Raw genomic sequence first — 14,424 nt, 5'->3', positions numbered from 1 at the left:
GTTCAGCACAGCCTAAACCAATAGCTTGATATTGCGTGCGGCGCCTCAGCTATCGCCATTCCTCCTTCCCAACACCTGTTAACGCCGATCTCTCTAACAGGCGTTGCCGGAATGGATGTCTTGCTTGATGCGATGACAGGAGAAGTTCTGCTCGCACCCGGAGTTTCACCATTCGCTCCCCCACTCTCACCAGCTCAATGCCAGTCGCGTTCACCCAATCCGCCCTGTGTCGACGGATTGGGAGCCGGGCGTTTCGAGACCATTCGCCAGGAAGCCCCCCGGCGATCACTTGTAATGTATTTCTCGTTTACATCTATTGTGTCCACAAAGTATACAATCCGTTGACTCTCGTTTGCGAGGGTGTATGGTGTGCTGGCTCGAGGAATGAGGAGTTGGCCCGAAAATGGCGAAAGCGATCAAAAGCAATCTCTACGACGACCTGAAGCGTCAGATCCTGACGATGGAGCTCGACCCCGACGCCGATCTCGATGAGGGCAGCATGAGCGAGCGCTACGGCCTGTCTCGCACGCCGGTCCGCGATATTTTTCGGCGGTTGGCGGGTGAGGGGTATATCGACATCCGCGAGAACCGTGGTGCACGGGTTATTCCGATGAACCACGTGACGCTCAGGAATTTCTTCCTTGTCGCGCCGATGATTTATGCCGCCATCGGGCGGCTGGCGGTTCAAAACTTCAAGCCCACCCAACTTGCCGATCTCAAGCAGACGCAGGAGCGGTTCCGCACTGCGAGCGTCAGCATGGATCCGCTCGCCATGGTCATCGAGAACAACCGTTTCCACGAGATTTTCGGCGAGATGTCGGCCAATGCCTACCTCCAGCCCAGCCTTGGCCGCTTGCTGATCGATCACGCTCGTATCGGCCACACGTTCTTCCGCCCGCGCAACGACGACATGAAGCGCCGCCTGCAGGTGGCGGTCGATCACCACGATGCTTTCATCGAGGCCGTGGCGGCTCACGACGAGGACGCGGTCGTCGATCTCGTATTCGAACACTGGGAGCTGTCGCGCGAGAATATGGAAATGTTCATCGCTCCGCAGGGGCTCAAGGCGGACGCCCTTGTCGGTTCTCCAGCCACGCAATCACTGGAGAAGTCATCGTGAAGTTTGAGGGGATCTACACGCCGGCGATTACGCCGCTCGACGCGAGTGGCCAGATCGACCGCAAGGCCTTCGCCGCCGTCCTGGAATCGCTCATCGAAGCGGGAGTCCACGGCATCATCGTCGGCGGTTCGACGGGCGAATACTACGCTCAGACAAGTCAGGAGTGTTTCGATGTTGGTGCCTATGCCAAGGATGTCACCGGCAACCGATTGGCACTGATCATCGGAACCGGCGCCACCCGCACCGAGGATTCGGTCGAGTACGCCAAGGCGGCAAAAGAGATTGGTGCCGATGCAACTCTCGTGTCAACGCCTCCCTACGCCCTGCCGACCGAGCGGGAAAACGCGGTCCACGCAATGACCGTCGATCGCGCGGCGAATATGCCGATCATGCTTTACAACTATCCAGCCCGTATGGGCGTGATGATGGGCGAGGAGTATTTCTCCCGCGTCGGAAAATCCAAAAACGTTGTCGCCATCAAGGAAAGCTCCGGCGACATGGGCAATCTGCATCTGCTTGCCCGCAAGTTTCCGCACATCGCGCTCTCATGCGGTTGGGACGACCAGGCGCTCGAGTTTTTTGCCTGGGGCGCGAGAAGCTGGGTCTGCGCCGGCTCGAACTTCCTGCCGAAAGAGCACGTCGCGCTCTATGAAGCCTGCGTCATCGAGAAGAACTTCGACAAGGGTCGCGCGATCATGACCGCGATGCTGCCCCTGATGGACTTCCTCGAGTGCGGCAAGTTCGTCCAGTCGATCAAGCACGGCTGCGAGATCATCGGGCTGAAGACCGGCTCCGTGCGTGCGCCGTTGCGTCCGCTCAATTCCGAAGAAAAGCGAACACTTGAGACCGTCGTTTCGACGTTGAAGCGCACGGTCGGCCAGATCACATCGGGAGCCAATCGTCATCCATGAGCCCTTGACCGCCGCCGAATACAAGGCGATCGCAGCCGACCTTCAATTCCCGACGAATGCCTTCATCGATGGCGCTTTCCGCCCTGCAAGCTCGGGCAAGACCTTCAAGGCAAAGAACCCCGCGACCGGCGATACGCTCGCCAAGGTCGCAGCCTGCGACAGCACCGACGTCGACCATGCGGTCGCGAAAGCCCGCGCGACTTTTGACGATGGTCGCTGGCGGTTGCGCTCGCCCGGCGAACGCAAGCAGGTCCTGCTGGAACTCGCCAAGCTCATCGAGCGCAATCGACACGAACTTGCAGTCATGGAAAGTCTCGATAGCGGCAAGCCCGTCCGCGAGTGCCAGACGGTCGACATTCCAGACACCATCCATACGCTGCGCTGGCATGCCGAGCTGATCGACAAGCTCTACGACAACACCGCTCCTGTCGGATCGAACGCGCTGACGATGATCGTCCGCGAGCCGATCGGCGTTGTCGGCTGCGTCCTCCCATGGAATTTTCCGCTCCTGATGCTTGCCTGGAAGATCGGCCCGGCATTGGCGGCGGGCTGCTCCGTTGTCGTCAAGCCCGCCGAGGACACGACGCTGACAACACTTCGGGTCGCGGAACTCGCTCACGAAGCAGGGATACCTGCGGGCGTGTTCAACGTTGTCACAGGTAGTGGCAGAGACGTGGGCGAACCGCTCGGCCTGCACATGGACGTCGACATGATCGCATTTACCGGATCGACGCCGACCGGGCGCCGGTTCCTGCGCTACGCCGCCGATTCCAATCTCAAGAAGGTCGTGCTCGAGTGCGGCGGCAAGAACCCCGCCGTCGTTCTCGATGATGCCGAGGATCTCGATCTTGTTGCTGAACAGGTCGTCAACGGTGCCTTCTGGAACATGGGCGAGAACTGCTCGGCTACCTCGCGCCTCATCGTCCACGCCAATGTGAAGGACGATCTGCTGAAGCGGATTGGCGCCTACATGAGGGAATGGAGAACCGGCGATCCGCTCGATCCGGACAACCGCATCGGTGCCCTAGTCAACAAGGCGCATTTCGAGAAGGTCACATCGTTTCTCGACGATGCGAAGAAGGAGAAGCTATCGGTTGCCTATGGTGGCGACACGCATGACGGCATCTTCGTGGAGCCGACGGTCGTTGATGGCGTGACGTCATCGAGCCGTCTCTTCAAGGAAGAGATATTCGGGCCGGTGCTGTCGGTGACCACCTTCAACACGCTCGCCGAGGCGGTCGCGCTCGCAAACGACACCAACTATGGCCTGACAGCGTCCGTTTACACCGGCAGCCTCCGCAACGCGATCCGGCTCTCGCGAGAGATCCGCGCGGGCGTGGTCACCGTCAATTGCTTCGGCGAAGGCGACGCCACCACGCCGTTTGGCGGCTACAAGGAATCGGGCTTCGGCGGTCGCGACAAGTCGGCATTCGCCCACGATAACTATTGCGAGCTGAAGACCATTTGGATCGACATCTCGGAGCGGTCAGTCGACGAGAGCGTGCGATGACCAGCAACCTAGTCAGACGGCTGCCGATTGAAAACGGGGTCTCTGGCTGGGAGACCATCAGTCAGCGCCTGTTTCCCTTAAAAGAACTCGACGGCAACGTATCTGCGGACTGGCTGGTTATCGGCGCCGGATTTGCCGGACTCTCCGCTGCCCGACGCCTCCGTGCGCTGCGGCCGGGCGAAAAGATCGTCCTGTTGGACGCCGGCGAGATCGGAAAAGGCACGTCGGGACGCCATTTACGGAGCGATCCGCACTCTCGATATCGCCACATCGATCAACGGCGCGATCGCGATCGTGGTGCTGACCATGGTGCTTGATCGCATAACGCAGAGCGCCGCGCGTCTCGGAACGGGGAGGACGTCATGAACACTTCGCTTTTGCAGTTTTCGCCGGGCGCCTTCCTGGCACCTGTTGTCGACTGGTTGAATACCAATCTCCATCCATTGTTTTCAGCCATCAGCACTATCGTTGAAACGGTCCTGTCCGCAATCGAGGCAGCCCTTCTCGTGCTGCCTCCGCCTGCCATGATCGCGATCGTCGTCGTCGCGGCGTTCTTCGCCGTCAATCTTCGTGGTGCTATCCTTGCCGGGCTTTGCCTCGGTTTCTGCCTCATCGTCGGATTCTGGACGGCATCGATGCAGACTGTTGCGCTCGTGACAGTCGCGGTATTCATCTCGGTGCTCGTTGCGTTCCCCGTGGGCGTGCTGTGTGCACGCTATCGGCCCCTGGAAGCCGCCGTCCGGCCAGTCCTCGACGTCATGCAGACCGTGCCGCCATGGGTCTATCTCATTCCGGCAGTCATGGTCTTCAGCCTTGGGCGCGTGCCGGCGATCATTGCGACAATCGTCTATGGAATCCCTCCGATGCTGCGTCTCACCACGCTGGCATTCAAACAGATACCGCGCGAATACATCGAACTCGGCAGCGCGATCGGCGCTCACCCACGGTCGGTGCTTTGGAAGATTGAAATCCCGCTGGCAAAGCAGACTCTGCTCGTCGGCCTCAACCAATGCATCCTGCTGTCCCTGGCAATGGTTGTCCTGGCAGGGCTCGTGGGCGCAGGCGGTTTGGGTGCAGAGGTCACGCGTGGATTGACGCGCATGGAAATGGGCCTCGGGTTGCGGGCCGGGCTGGCAATCGTCGCCGTCGCCCTCCTGCTTGATCGTCTGAGCCGAGGGCTGCTTGATCGCAATCGCCCGTCCGCTGCTGCCAGGTGACCAATGACGAGCACGTACTTCCGCATCTTAGGCTTCGCCCGCGTCGTTGCTCGCAACACCACCGTCGTGGACGAGCCGGATCAGCTTGCGTACGGATTTTAAGATCGCTTGATGATGGGCTTTCGAAACAGGAGGCATGACCGATGAGACCAGAGGATTTTCGAACCGGGGAAAATGCGGTCGCAATCAAGCAGCTCAAGGTTGGCTTCGTGCTTGCGCGGACATTCACGCTGTCGGCATTTGCCCTTTTCGTAGACACCCTGCGTCTTGCGAGTGATCAATTCGATCGCTCCGGAAGGGTACGGGCCGATTGGCAGGTTTTGGGAAGCACGCGTCATCTTGTCACCTCAAGCTGCGGTGTCCAAGTCGCCCCGACCTCCGACTTCGTCGATCCGTCTCGCTTTGATTACATCGTGGTGGTTGGCGGTCTGCTGACCGTCGACCGACCGGTGGACGACGGGACCGTCGCGTTTTTGCGACGTGCTGCTGCACAACGCGTTCCTCTGATCGGCCTCTGCACGGGAACGTTCATCCTCGCCGAAGCCGGCCTCATGGCAAACCACAATGCCTGCGTCAGCTGGCTCCATGTGCAGGCTTACAAGGAGCGGTTTCCGACCCTGTCGGCGCGCTCGGACCGGCTCTTCAATCTCGACACCCAGCGCGGTTCCTGTGCTGGCGGAACCAGCGCTGCCGACATGGCCGCACTTCTTGTTCGCCGATACATCAGTCACGAGGCGGAACGAAATGCCCTCGAAGTCCTGCAGATCGAGAAGGCGAGATCTCCGGGAGACGTACAGCCGCACCGGCCGCTCTATGAGAACTACGACGATGATCGTGTCAGGGCCGCGATGATCCTGATGGAACAGAACATGGAGTACGGCATCTCGATCCCCGAACTCGCGTCCTCCGTCGGACTGTCGCGCCGGCAGCTCGAGCGTGTCTTCATGGAGAAGGCGGGGATGTCGCCGGCTCAAGCCTACAAGCGCGTCCGACTGAAACGGGCAAAAGAACTCCTCGCAAACCCCAAACGGTCGATGATCGAAATCGCGCTCGATGTCGGCTTCGAAAACGCCTCGCACTTCACGCGCGCCTTCAAGCGAACCTTCGGCGCAACGCCCTCGCAGGTGCGGGCAATGCCTTTGGAGGTGCACTGAGCATGCCGCAGGTCGGAAAAATCACCGAGCTTTGGCGTTATCCGGTAAGCTCCTTGACGGGAGAGCAGCTCGACCATGGCGAAGTCTCGGCCAACGGGATGGTAGGTGACCGGCGATACGCACTTGTCGAGGTGTCGACTGGCACCGTGGCTCATCCTGAACGGGATCGGCAATGGCAAAAATGCGTGTTCATGAAATCGCGGATGACGGAGAACGGTGAGGTCCAGATCCTAGTCCCCAACCACGATTGGCGCGGCGTCAAAGACCCGCAGCTTGGCTTGGCACTGACGGGGTTTTTCGGTTTCGAGGTCGAACTTCGTCCCTACGAGCGGACCCAGTCCGAAATGCCGAACGCCGCATTGGCAAAGGATCGCTACGACGTCTCGCCGTTGCATCTTCTCACCAGCGCTTCGATCGGCCACCTGAAGTCACTTCATCCAGCCGGCGATCCCAATCCGAGACGTTTCCGACCCAATATCGTGGTCGAAACAGCAGAGGATATAACCGGTTTTGTCGAACTCGGCTGGGTCGATCAGGCCGTCCGGCTCGGCGGAGTGGAAGGAACGGTGATCGCCCCCACGAAACGCTGCGGCTTTACGATCATCGAGCAGGACGGGTTCCCGAACGATCCGGAGATCTTGAGAAACATCATGAGATTCGGCAGTCGCAACATGGGTGTGTATTGCGCGCCCGTCTGCAACGGCGTCCTGAGGGTCGGTGATCCCGTCAGCGTTGGCGTTGGCAGGACTCTGACGAGACCGCTGTGCACGCAGGGCTACGAGCTACCGACCAGATCGTAGGGATTGTTGCGGAAGCACCAACGAACGTCCCGGCATCCGCAAGTGATCCACAATGATTACAGCCATGATATCGCCGAAGTCTCCGTCAACAATCGTCCGAGGAGGCAGGTGATGCAGGCACGATATGAAGATCGGTATGTTGAACTGACGACGCGGCTCCGGTCCGTTGAAGCATTCTGTGACTTCCTTGCGCAAGGAGGAACAGTACGCGTCGCCGAAAAAGACGGATCGGCTTTTAGCGAGGTAACGAGCGTGATGCTTTCGCGACAGCGCAGCGAGGCCGAAGCAATCCGGCGCATGAGGCGAAGCCTTTTCCCGGATCGGGGAGACGACGACTTCCCACCGCTCTACAGCAGCCACTGAGGGCGTCAGGCAAAAACCAGAGGCTTACCGCGCCGTCGGCGGATACTACATAGCCTTCCCTGACGTCATCTGGGAACGGGGTATCCGCGTTCTCATCACGAGGCTAGCCCCCGAAAACGAGCTAGGACTCGTTGGTCCTGTTGCGTAACAACTCACAAATGGCGGCGGTTTGCATTGTGGGCGAGCACAATGCTAGTCGACCGGAGGCCAATTGATCGTTTCGTGGTCGGGATGCTGGCGGTTGGTGCTGGAAATCCGGTGCAGCATCGCTGCATTGTCGGCGTAAGTCGGCCGATCTCCGGGCACCTGGATCAGCCCGGCGTACCAGGCGACACGGCTCTCATTGCCGTACTGATTTTCCGGTGGCGCGCGATCGGGCTCGTCGAGCGTCCCGACAAGAATTCCCACGTCCTCGGCATCAGGATAGTCGAATATCAGCGGAGTACCGCAGCCGCGGCAATAGCCCCGGCGAGCGATATCCGAACTATGAAAATAGCTGACTGTCCCGCGTGTGAGGCGAAATGCCGACTTCATGACAGGGCAGATGATCGCGAAGGGGCCGCCAACCGCCTTCTGGCACATGCGGCAGTGGCACACGTGAACGTTCTGCGGTTGCTGATCAAGCGCGTATCGGATTGCGCCGCACTGGCAGCCACCGGTCAGAACATGGGTTTGCATAGATTTCCTCCACACGACATTTTCGCTCACTTGGTCGGCGACGATCGCATCAGGAAACAAATCCGTTCGACAAAAGGCAAGGGGCGATTTGACGGTTGCTCGTCGTGGCAGGCCGCCGCCCTTACGAAATAAGCGTTCGAACCGCCTGACAGGCCGTAAAGCGAGACCATATTTTCCATGATGATCGCGTTACCTGCTCGACACCGTTAGAAGCATAGGACGCGTTCTCGCGACATCCGGATTGACCATCCATCGGTCCGGAGAGAAGTACGCTCTTGTTCGGACCTGCTGGTTGGAGTTCTGAGACAGGACCAGGGTGAAATCGTAACTGTTTTCCCGGCTCAGCTCTCGCTTGAACTCGAAAGATGCGCCGAAGCGTTCGCATCTGATATCCAGCAGTTTCTGGATCGGGATCAGCGTGTCCTGAAAGTCGCCCCACCTTACCTGGCTGACCAGAACCTCGAAGATGCGCATGAGGGACGGGTCGAGGAGCCCCTGGTCGTCAGTCGTCGGCCCGACAATCCTGCCGCTGATCTCGAGCACCTCACCCGACGCGTTTCCTCGAACGCGCAGGAAGGTCGAGCGCAGAGGACGAATATCGTCTCTCTCATAAATCCGCTGAAAATAGCATTCGTAGCTGATACTACGCATGGAGGCGGCGCGCCATTCTGTCGCCTCTATGCCGGCGTCACGGAAGGCTGCACAAATCTGGGGTCCGGATATCCGCCACCTGCGAACGAACTGGCTGGTCAATTCGGCCTGTGGAACGTCGAAAAGGCGCGTTCCATCCGACATGGACGATTGCGAACTGACAGGCTCTGCAATCGCATCCCCAGTTGATTGAACGGGTACGGCCCCATCGTCTTCGGCGGGATGTTGGTTTTTACCAGCCTCCCGCCAATGGTGCACTTCGGAAACTGCGCCCATGACGACGAAGAAGAACAGTCCCAGGAGCGCTACCAGGCCCTTACTCCAGAGCGGCGAGGTCGCTGTTTGATTTCCTGAAGTCTGGATTCCCAAATCCAACACCGTCCTGAGCGTGAATGCGAGACCGCTAACATAGCAGCGGTTGAGGACGTTTGGAAGTGATCGGTCCGCAGGCCATGCTGATCCAGACCTTCAGTGCGGAGTGCCGGGCAGCGACGAAACCATGTCGGCCTGTCGCCAGTGAGAAGCCTCGGCGCCGCACGATCGCGCGACGAGCCCAGCGCTATCGCTGTGGTTTCATTTAAGACGGTTGCAAAAAAGACCGCGACATCATCTTCTACGTGCTAGTCTTTCCGGGGCAGGGGACGCACATGGATCACGACTTCATCGACACGATATACGAAGCTGCGGTGGTGCCGGAGCTCTGGAAGGGCCCTGGATTGCTCGACCAGCTGGCGCGGCGCAGTCAATCGCGAGACGGTGTCCTGATGGGAGTTTCCCCAGATGGGGATTTCAGGTGGATCGGAAATGATTCCGTCGTTCCTAAGATGCAGGCCTATATCGAAGGGGGCTGGGGGTCCAAGAACCCTTATCTTCAGAGTGAAGAGCGAAGCCGCAAGTTCGCGGAACCCCGCTTCCTGATGGATACCGACGTGATGTCCGTCGAGGAGATGATGGAAAGCGAATACTATCAGGGTTTCATGCGTCCGCACGGATGCTTCTGGCATGCAGGCACCGGAATAACCTCGCCATCGGGAGACATCATCAAGCTGTCGGTGCACAGGAGCTTCGAGGAAGGCCCTCTCCCAAAAGAGGTGACGACTGCGCTGACGGAGCTCCGGCCGCACCTTGCGCGGGCAGCTCTATTGGCATCGAGGCTAAAATTCGAACAGATCAAATCCACCGTGGATGCGATGGAGACCCTTGGAATTTGGGCCGCGGCGTTGAAGAACGGGCGGCTTGTGGTCGCCAACAAAAGCTTCGCGCGCCTCATTCCAGGTGTTATTCGTGACCACCGCCACCGAATAGTGTTTGCTCAGAAGGCGGCGGACGCCCGCTGGGCATCGTTGTTGGACGCGCGCGTCGCCAAACTCGGCGGCTCTTTTCCAATTGCCGCCGAACATGAACACTCAGCGATGGTCGTTCACGCGCTGCCGATCGCAGGCGCAGCGCACGACATCTTCAACGCCGCTGACCTTTTGCTTGCGATCACGCCGGTGCTCAAGGATGCCAAGGTCGACGACGGCATTCTCGCTGGCCTCTATGACTTGACCCCCGCCGAAGCGAGCGTAGCCCGGGAGATCGGGCTCGGCAGAAGCGTCGACGAAGTGGCAAAATCCCGCGATGTTTCGGTCGGAACGGTTCGTGCACAGCTTCACGCCGTTTTCGACAAGACAGGCTCCAAGCGGCAGATCGACCTCGCGCGGCTGATCTTCGGTCTCTCCAAATAAATACACCGATGGTGACCGGAGCAGCCGGGCTTATATCAATTGGTATATGCGCGTCTCACCGGTCCTCGCTACTCTCTTATAGGTTGACGGGAAGAGGGTTGAGCGCTGAAACGGTCTCCTGCGTTTCAGTTCGCTGCGCGTCAGGGCTTCCCGTTCACCACCAATTTTTCATGTTAGGGCAGGCAGGCGGCGTCGCCGTTCCGTGGAGACGTCGGCGCCGCCTGCGCGGCCCGCATGTATGGTCATCCGAGGATGACAACATCCGTTTTCATCGAGGTCCTCGCGTAAGCCGCGAGATTGTTGTTATCTGGCTCCGGATTCGTTGGGGCAACAGATGACGACGTTGGAAGAACTCATTGATCGCACACGCCTGGACCTGGCTGACGAGTCGCTCGGCGTACGCCGGAGCTGGGAAGACATGTTCAGGTACACGCTCAAGCATTATCCAAAGGAGACTCCTCTGGATGATTTTGATGTGAAGCTACTCGAAGCCCGCTTCAGAGCTTCCAACATGAATCCGCCGGTGGTTGACGGTTACGCGAAGAGATGGCGCGACTTGCTCCAACGATCGACCGGCGTTTAGTGTCGCCGGTCTAGGCCATCTGCTTACGAGGCCGTAGCACCATTTTCTCGGCCTGCAGGCGCAGTGCCACGGCATATTGAACCGCCACGCCCAGCGCGAGCGTCGCGCAGTCAAGGGCAGGTGAGAACGCATAGGCTTCCCGAAGAACCTGTAGCGAAATGCAGGTAACCGATCCCCAGGCAAACACCGCGAGGCCTTGCTTTCCAAGCAGAGCCACGGCGGCCACCTTGGCGTTTCCGGCAATCGAACGGAATGCGGCGATCTGCGAAATCACGTATGCCAGCGCCAGGACGTGCAGCAGTCTCGGGAGAGGCAGGATTCCCTTGTCAAATCCGACCAGCAGCGGGTGATCGCCCCAATTCGTCAGATCGTAATTCTGCCCCTGAATAACGAACATCGCAAAGGCGAGGTATGCGATCGCAGCCGTCATCAGGACCGGGCTGTATCTGACGAGAACCTCGCCCTTCTTCGACGAGATGCCGGCGCATAGCCCGATGCAATAGATCAGCTGCCAGGAGAACGGATTCAGGAACCACGACCCTTCGGTGGGGAAGTTCGGCAGATTGATATTATTCCAACCGGCAATCGCCCAGATCGATACGGATACTGTCAACAAAAGACGCCGGCTGCGCGACGCAAGAGCCAGAAACAAAGGCGTCGCTGCAAGCAGCAACATATAGAGCGGCAGGATGTTGAAGTAGCCGAGTTGATGCGTCATGCCGAGCACGCCCAGGGCGGTCGTCCACGGCGCTTCAAGATACGAGATCATGTTGACGCGTTCGGAAAGCGCGGTCGTGCCCAGAAAATTGTGGCCAGCCATCAGAATGACGACCGCCAACACGGTCGTGAGCAGATGGACACTGTAGAGCCGCCCCGCGCGGCGCAATATGCGGGCAATCGCGTGAATACGATCGCGGGCGTAGGCGCTCGAATATGCGAGGCCCGCAGACATGCCGGACATCAGAACGAAGGCTTCGGCGGCATCCGAGAAACCGAAATTCTTCGACGTAACTCCTTCCATCATGTTGCCAGGCACGTGGTTGATGAAGATCATAACCAGAGCCAGGCCACGGAAAAAATCAAGGCGCGGATCTCGGCCGGCCGATGGAGCGGCAGGGTGCTGCATTGCTAACTTGTCCTGATGATTCATTTCTGTTGACGACGAACCCACGGTAGCAATCGCCCGATGAAGCCCACATGAACGAGCAGTTCACCTTCGTGACATCCGAACCCAAATAGCCGGCGACGGCTTCAGCCCGCGGTCACGAATCCAGACAGTAATCCGCCGACATTTCCGTTACCCTAGAAGTATCGCGGCTGTGGGCGCGGCTCTTTGTCTTTCATAAAGCGCAGCTTTTCGTAGCGCGAGCCGACTGACGAGAGGGTCCGCGCTTGGGCGATCCGACCGCAAACGGCTTCTATCTCTGCTGCGAGATTCCCGTCTTAAGCGGTGAGATCAGCAGGGCACTATCGCCTGACCTCCAGACGCGGCAGGAATATAGCCAGGAAACCCGCGATCGGTATGAACGAGCATATCTGATAGACGCCCTCAATCCCGATCCTGTCAGTCAACCCGCCAAGGAACGCTGCGGCAATCCCGCCGATCGCGAAGTTGAGGCCGTAGAACATTCCGCCAATCAGGCCGATCCGCTTGGGAACGAGGTCCATCGCGTAGATCATGATGGAAGCAAACGCGCTTGCCATGATGAGGTTGATACCGACCGTCAGCACTCCCGTCCAGAACAAGTCTGCATAGGGCAAGAGCAGGGTGAGGGGCAGGGGGCCCAGGATAGAAATCCAGATGATCCGGTACCTGCCGATCCTGTCCCCGACGATACCGCCGAGCAGCACGCCGGCAGCGGACGAGATGAAGAATACAAACAGCATCATCTGCGACATCGACACCGAGACGCCGAAGCGATCGATCAGGTAGAATGTATAAAATGAGCGGAAGCTCTCGAGATAGGTCAGCTTCGATGCCATGAGCAGCGTCAAAACAGCGAGACCGATAACGACGGTCCGGCGCGAGTGATCCGGTCGAGCATCCTTTGCGCCCTTGCTCCGTAGCGCGGCTTCGAACTGCGACTGGATCGACCAGTACTGGCGGGCACTCCATGTGAGCAGGAACATCGCCAGAGCGATCATCGCCGTGAAAAATACCAGGCTGTGCCGGCCATTCGAAACGATGAAGACCGCGGCACAAAGCGGCCCGAGTGCGCCGCCGATCTGACCGCCGACCTGGAAGATACCCTGCGCCAATCCTTGCCTGCCGCCGGAGGCATAACGGGCTGCGCGTGTCGCTTCCGGATGGAAGATCGATGAGCCGATACCAACCAAGGTCACCGAGATCAGAATCAGGACATAGGAGGAAGCGTAGGCGAGACTGATCAGACCGGCGAGCGTGAACGCCATTCCGAATACCGCCGAGTAGGGCAATGGGTGGCGATCAGTGTAGAGCCCGATCGCCGGCTGCAGCAGTGCGCCTGCGATCTGGAAAACAAGCGTTATGACGCCGATCTGCGCGAAGTCGAGGGCGAACTCGCTCTTCAAAATCGGATAGACAGCTGGAATCAGGGACTGAATGGTGTCGTTGCAAAGATGCGATAGGCCCAAAGCGAGCAAGACCAACAGATGGACTCGAGGCTGGCTGACGCTCGGCGTATCCACCGAGGACGCCTCCGAAACTGATGCGGTCATGAAACTCTCCCAAAGGGACCAGTTGATCCCGTTCTCCTTCTGTATCTCTAGGATTTTGGAAGGTGGGCGTCGAGGTCACTTTCTCATGGAACTGTACGGGTAACTCCATTTTCATGAGTCAGTCAGGTTGGTGGCCGTCCGTCGGCCGACCTTGAAGCCACACACCTTGTGGCGGAGGAGTTGGAATGTCCGCCGGCTTGCAAAGTAGTAATGTCCGACTGGTCGCCACACGGCACATCGACCAGCCYCGATCTGAGCGGCTGATACCGGTTGCAAGATCAGATCGGGGGCGGGTGGTAAATACACCTCTTCGGCTTTAGCTTTGAGACGCCTCACTCCGCAGCCTNCGATCTGAGCGGCTGATACCGGTTGCAAGATCAGATCGGGGGCGGGTGGTAAATACACCTCTTCGGCTTTAGCTTTGAGACGCCTCACTCCGCAGCCTGCTGTCGCGACAGTGCTTTCTGGCGCCGTGCGATCACTGCCGGATCGTTCATGAAATCCTTCCGCCGGCCCGGTCCGCGAGCCCGTTTGACGTAGCCATTCTTATCGCTGTTGCTCTTCACCGTCGGCTCGTCCTGCTGCTCCTGGCGCTCCTTGATATAGGCCAGAACATCACCCAACCGCTTGTTCTCGGTGATCGCSGCATGCGTCACCCGCTGGTCCTTGTCGAACACCGTGTAGGGTNTGGCGCTCCTTGATATAGGCCAGAACATCACCCAACCGCTTGTTCTCGGTGATCGCSGCATGCGTCACCCGCTGGTCCTTGTCGAACACCGTGTAGGGTAGGGAATAGCCTTTCCAACGCACATCCAGCCGGCCGTCCGCATAGGCATAGGTCTCGACATAGCGACCAACCAGACCACGCGTCACCTCGGTCTCCTSCAGCATGATCCGYTTGCGCTCGAACGAAAMSGTCAGCTGCGATCCRACATAGCGCTGCTCGCGCTTGCACAGGATCTCCGTCAACCGATCCGGCGCCAGGTTCAGCGGCCGATGCAGATCGTCAGCCC

General features: G+C 59.1%; 12 protein-coding genes and 4 pseudogenes. 10 read left to right on the top strand and 6 right to left on the bottom strand.

The features are described from left to right. The first annotated feature begins 403 nt into the window (after positions 1-403). The 8 genes and pseudogenes from ASE04_RS14505 to ASE04_RS14475 all read left to right on the top strand — a co-directional run bounded on the left by ASE04_RS14505 (position 404) and on the right by ASE04_RS14475 (position 6,712). On the top strand, positions 404-1,120 hold the full coding sequence (locus tag ASE04_RS14505) for a GntR family transcriptional regulator (RefSeq protein WP_056818384.1): 717 nt from the start codon (positions 404-406) through the stop codon (positions 1,118-1,120). Then, positions 1,117-2,031, top strand: a complete 915-nt coding sequence (locus ASE04_RS14500) for a dihydrodipicolinate synthase family protein (protein WP_056818382.1) — start codon at positions 1,117-1,119, stop codon at positions 2,029-2,031. Before ASE04_RS14505 ends, ASE04_RS14500 begins: the two co-directional genes overlap by 4 nt. After that, the gene (locus ASE04_RS14495; protein ID WP_056818380.1) at positions 2,024-3,541 is read left to right on the top strand and encodes an aldehyde dehydrogenase; all 1,518 of its coding nucleotides are present in this window, start codon (positions 2,024-2,026) and stop codon (positions 3,539-3,541) included. The genes ASE04_RS14500 and ASE04_RS14495 overlap by 8 nt, the downstream gene beginning before the upstream one ends. Next, positions 3,538-3,777: pseudogene (locus tag ASE04_RS31590) on the top strand (FAD-dependent oxidoreductase); the annotation flags it as partial. The gene ASE04_RS14495 and the pseudogene ASE04_RS31590, both read left to right, overlap by 4 nt. Then, a pseudogene (locus ASE04_RS31585) lies at positions 3,770-3,907 on the top strand (proline/glycine betaine ABC transporter permease); the annotation flags it as partial. The pseudogenes ASE04_RS31590 and ASE04_RS31585, both read left to right, overlap by 8 nt. Beyond that, a complete protein-coding gene (locus tag ASE04_RS14485; RefSeq protein ID WP_056818376.1) occupies positions 3,904-4,758 on the top strand; it encodes an ABC transporter permease in 855 nt (284 codons plus the stop codon). The pseudogene ASE04_RS31585 and the gene ASE04_RS14485, both read left to right, overlap by 4 nt. Before the next feature lie 143 nt (positions 4,759-4,901). After that, on the top strand, positions 4,902-5,912 hold the full coding sequence (locus ASE04_RS14480) for a GlxA family transcriptional regulator (protein WP_056818374.1): 1,011 nt from the start codon (positions 4,902-4,904) through the stop codon (positions 5,910-5,912). A 2-nt stretch (positions 5,913-5,914) separates the two neighbouring features. Continuing rightward, positions 5,915-6,712: an MOSC domain-containing protein gene (locus ASE04_RS14475; protein WP_056818372.1), complete on the top strand. Its 798-nt coding sequence runs from the start codon at positions 5,915-5,917 to the stop codon at positions 6,710-6,712. A 555-nt stretch (positions 6,713-7,267) separates the two neighbouring features. Here the strand turns inward: ASE04_RS14475 and ASE04_RS14465 are convergent. Both ASE04_RS14465 and ASE04_RS14460 read right to left on the bottom strand, forming a co-directional pair. Beyond that, on the bottom strand, positions 7,268-7,753 hold the full coding sequence (locus tag ASE04_RS14465; RefSeq protein ID WP_056818370.1) for a GFA family protein: 486 nt from the start codon (positions 7,751-7,753) through the stop codon (positions 7,268-7,270). A gap of 189 nt (positions 7,754-7,942) precedes the next feature. Further along, positions 7,943-8,680: a DUF6030 family protein gene (locus ASE04_RS14460; protein WP_274533880.1), complete on the bottom strand. Its 738-nt coding sequence runs from the start codon at positions 8,678-8,680 to the stop codon at positions 7,943-7,945. 371 nt (positions 8,681-9,051) lie between these two features. On the opposite strand from ASE04_RS14460, the gene ASE04_RS14455 reads away from it, so the two are divergent. Together ASE04_RS14455 and ASE04_RS14450 are read left to right on the top strand one after the other, a co-directional pair. Beyond that, the gene (locus ASE04_RS14455; RefSeq protein ID WP_056818366.1) at positions 9,052-10,131 is read left to right on the top strand and encodes a helix-turn-helix transcriptional regulator; all 1,080 of its coding nucleotides are present in this window, start codon (positions 9,052-9,054) and stop codon (positions 10,129-10,131) included. Positions 10,132-10,465: 334 nt separating this feature from the next. Then, entirely contained in the window at positions 10,466-10,714 is a 249-nt protein-coding gene (locus tag ASE04_RS14450) for a hypothetical protein (RefSeq protein WP_056818364.1), read from the top strand. Positions 10,715-10,724: 10 nt separating this feature from the next. Here the strand turns inward: ASE04_RS14450 and ASE04_RS14445 are convergent, their stop codons facing one another. From ASE04_RS14445 to ASE04_RS30705, 4 genes and pseudogenes are all read right to left on the bottom strand, one after another. Then, the gene (locus ASE04_RS14445) at positions 10,725-11,840 is read right to left on the bottom strand and encodes an OpgC family protein (RefSeq protein ID WP_056818362.1); all 1,116 of its coding nucleotides are present in this window, start codon (positions 11,838-11,840) and stop codon (positions 10,725-10,727) included. A 341-nt stretch (positions 11,841-12,181) separates the two neighbouring features. Further along, positions 12,182-13,411 carry an MFS transporter gene (locus ASE04_RS14440; RefSeq protein ID WP_056818361.1) on the bottom strand — a complete coding sequence of 410 codons (1,230 nt, stop codon included), beginning with the start codon at positions 13,409-13,411 and terminating at the stop codon, positions 12,182-12,184. Positions 13,412-13,842: 431 nt separating this feature from the next. Beyond that, positions 13,843-14,016: pseudogene (locus ASE04_RS30710) on the bottom strand (ISNCY family transposase); the annotation flags it as partial. An 83-nt stretch (positions 14,017-14,099) separates the two neighbouring features. Then, positions 14,100-14,424 (bottom strand): annotated as a pseudogene (locus tag ASE04_RS30705) (ISNCY family transposase); the annotation flags it as partial.

The sequence above is a fragment of the Rhizobium sp. Root708 genome (genome assembly GCF_001429725.1).
In the GTDB taxonomy this organism is placed as follows: domain Bacteria; phylum Pseudomonadota; class Alphaproteobacteria; order Rhizobiales; family Rhizobiaceae; genus Rhizobium.
Note: the sequence above shows the minus strand (reverse complement) of the source record. Positions and strands in the feature narration are given on the sequence as shown.

Bases quoted from the DNA above. Each gene is read 5' to 3' on its own strand.
- ASE04_RS14465 (WP_056818370.1), bottom strand. From the start codon at position 7,753: ATGCAAACCCATGTTCTGACCGGTGGCTGCCAGTGCGGCGCAATCCGA.
- ASE04_RS14440 (WP_056818361.1), bottom strand. From the start codon at position 13,411: ATGACCGCATCAGTTTCGGAGGCGTCCTCGGTGGATACGCCGAGCGTC.
- ASE04_RS14460 (WP_274533880.1), bottom strand. From the start codon at position 8,680: ATGGGCGCAGTTTCCGAAGTGCACCATTGGCGGGAGGCTGGTAAAAAC.
- ASE04_RS14450 (WP_056818364.1), top strand. From the start codon at position 10,466: ATGACGACGTTGGAAGAACTCATTGATCGCACACGCCTGGACCTGGCT.
- ASE04_RS14505 (WP_056818384.1), top strand. From the start codon at position 404: ATGGCGAAAGCGATCAAAAGCAATCTCTACGACGACCTGAAGCGTCAG.
- ASE04_RS14485 (WP_056818376.1), top strand. From the start codon at position 3,904: ATGAACACTTCGCTTTTGCAGTTTTCGCCGGGCGCCTTCCTGGCACCT.
- ASE04_RS14445 (WP_056818362.1), bottom strand. From the start codon at position 11,840: ATGCAGCACCCTGCCGCTCCATCGGCCGGCCGAGATCCGCGCCTTGAT.
- ASE04_RS14475 (WP_056818372.1), top strand. From the start codon at position 5,915: ATGCCGCAGGTCGGAAAAATCACCGAGCTTTGGCGTTATCCGGTAAGC.
- ASE04_RS14480 (WP_056818374.1), top strand. From the start codon at position 4,902: ATGAGACCAGAGGATTTTCGAACCGGGGAAAATGCGGTCGCAATCAAG.
- ASE04_RS14455 (WP_056818366.1), top strand. From the start codon at position 9,052: ATGGATCACGACTTCATCGACACGATATACGAAGCTGCGGTGGTGCCG.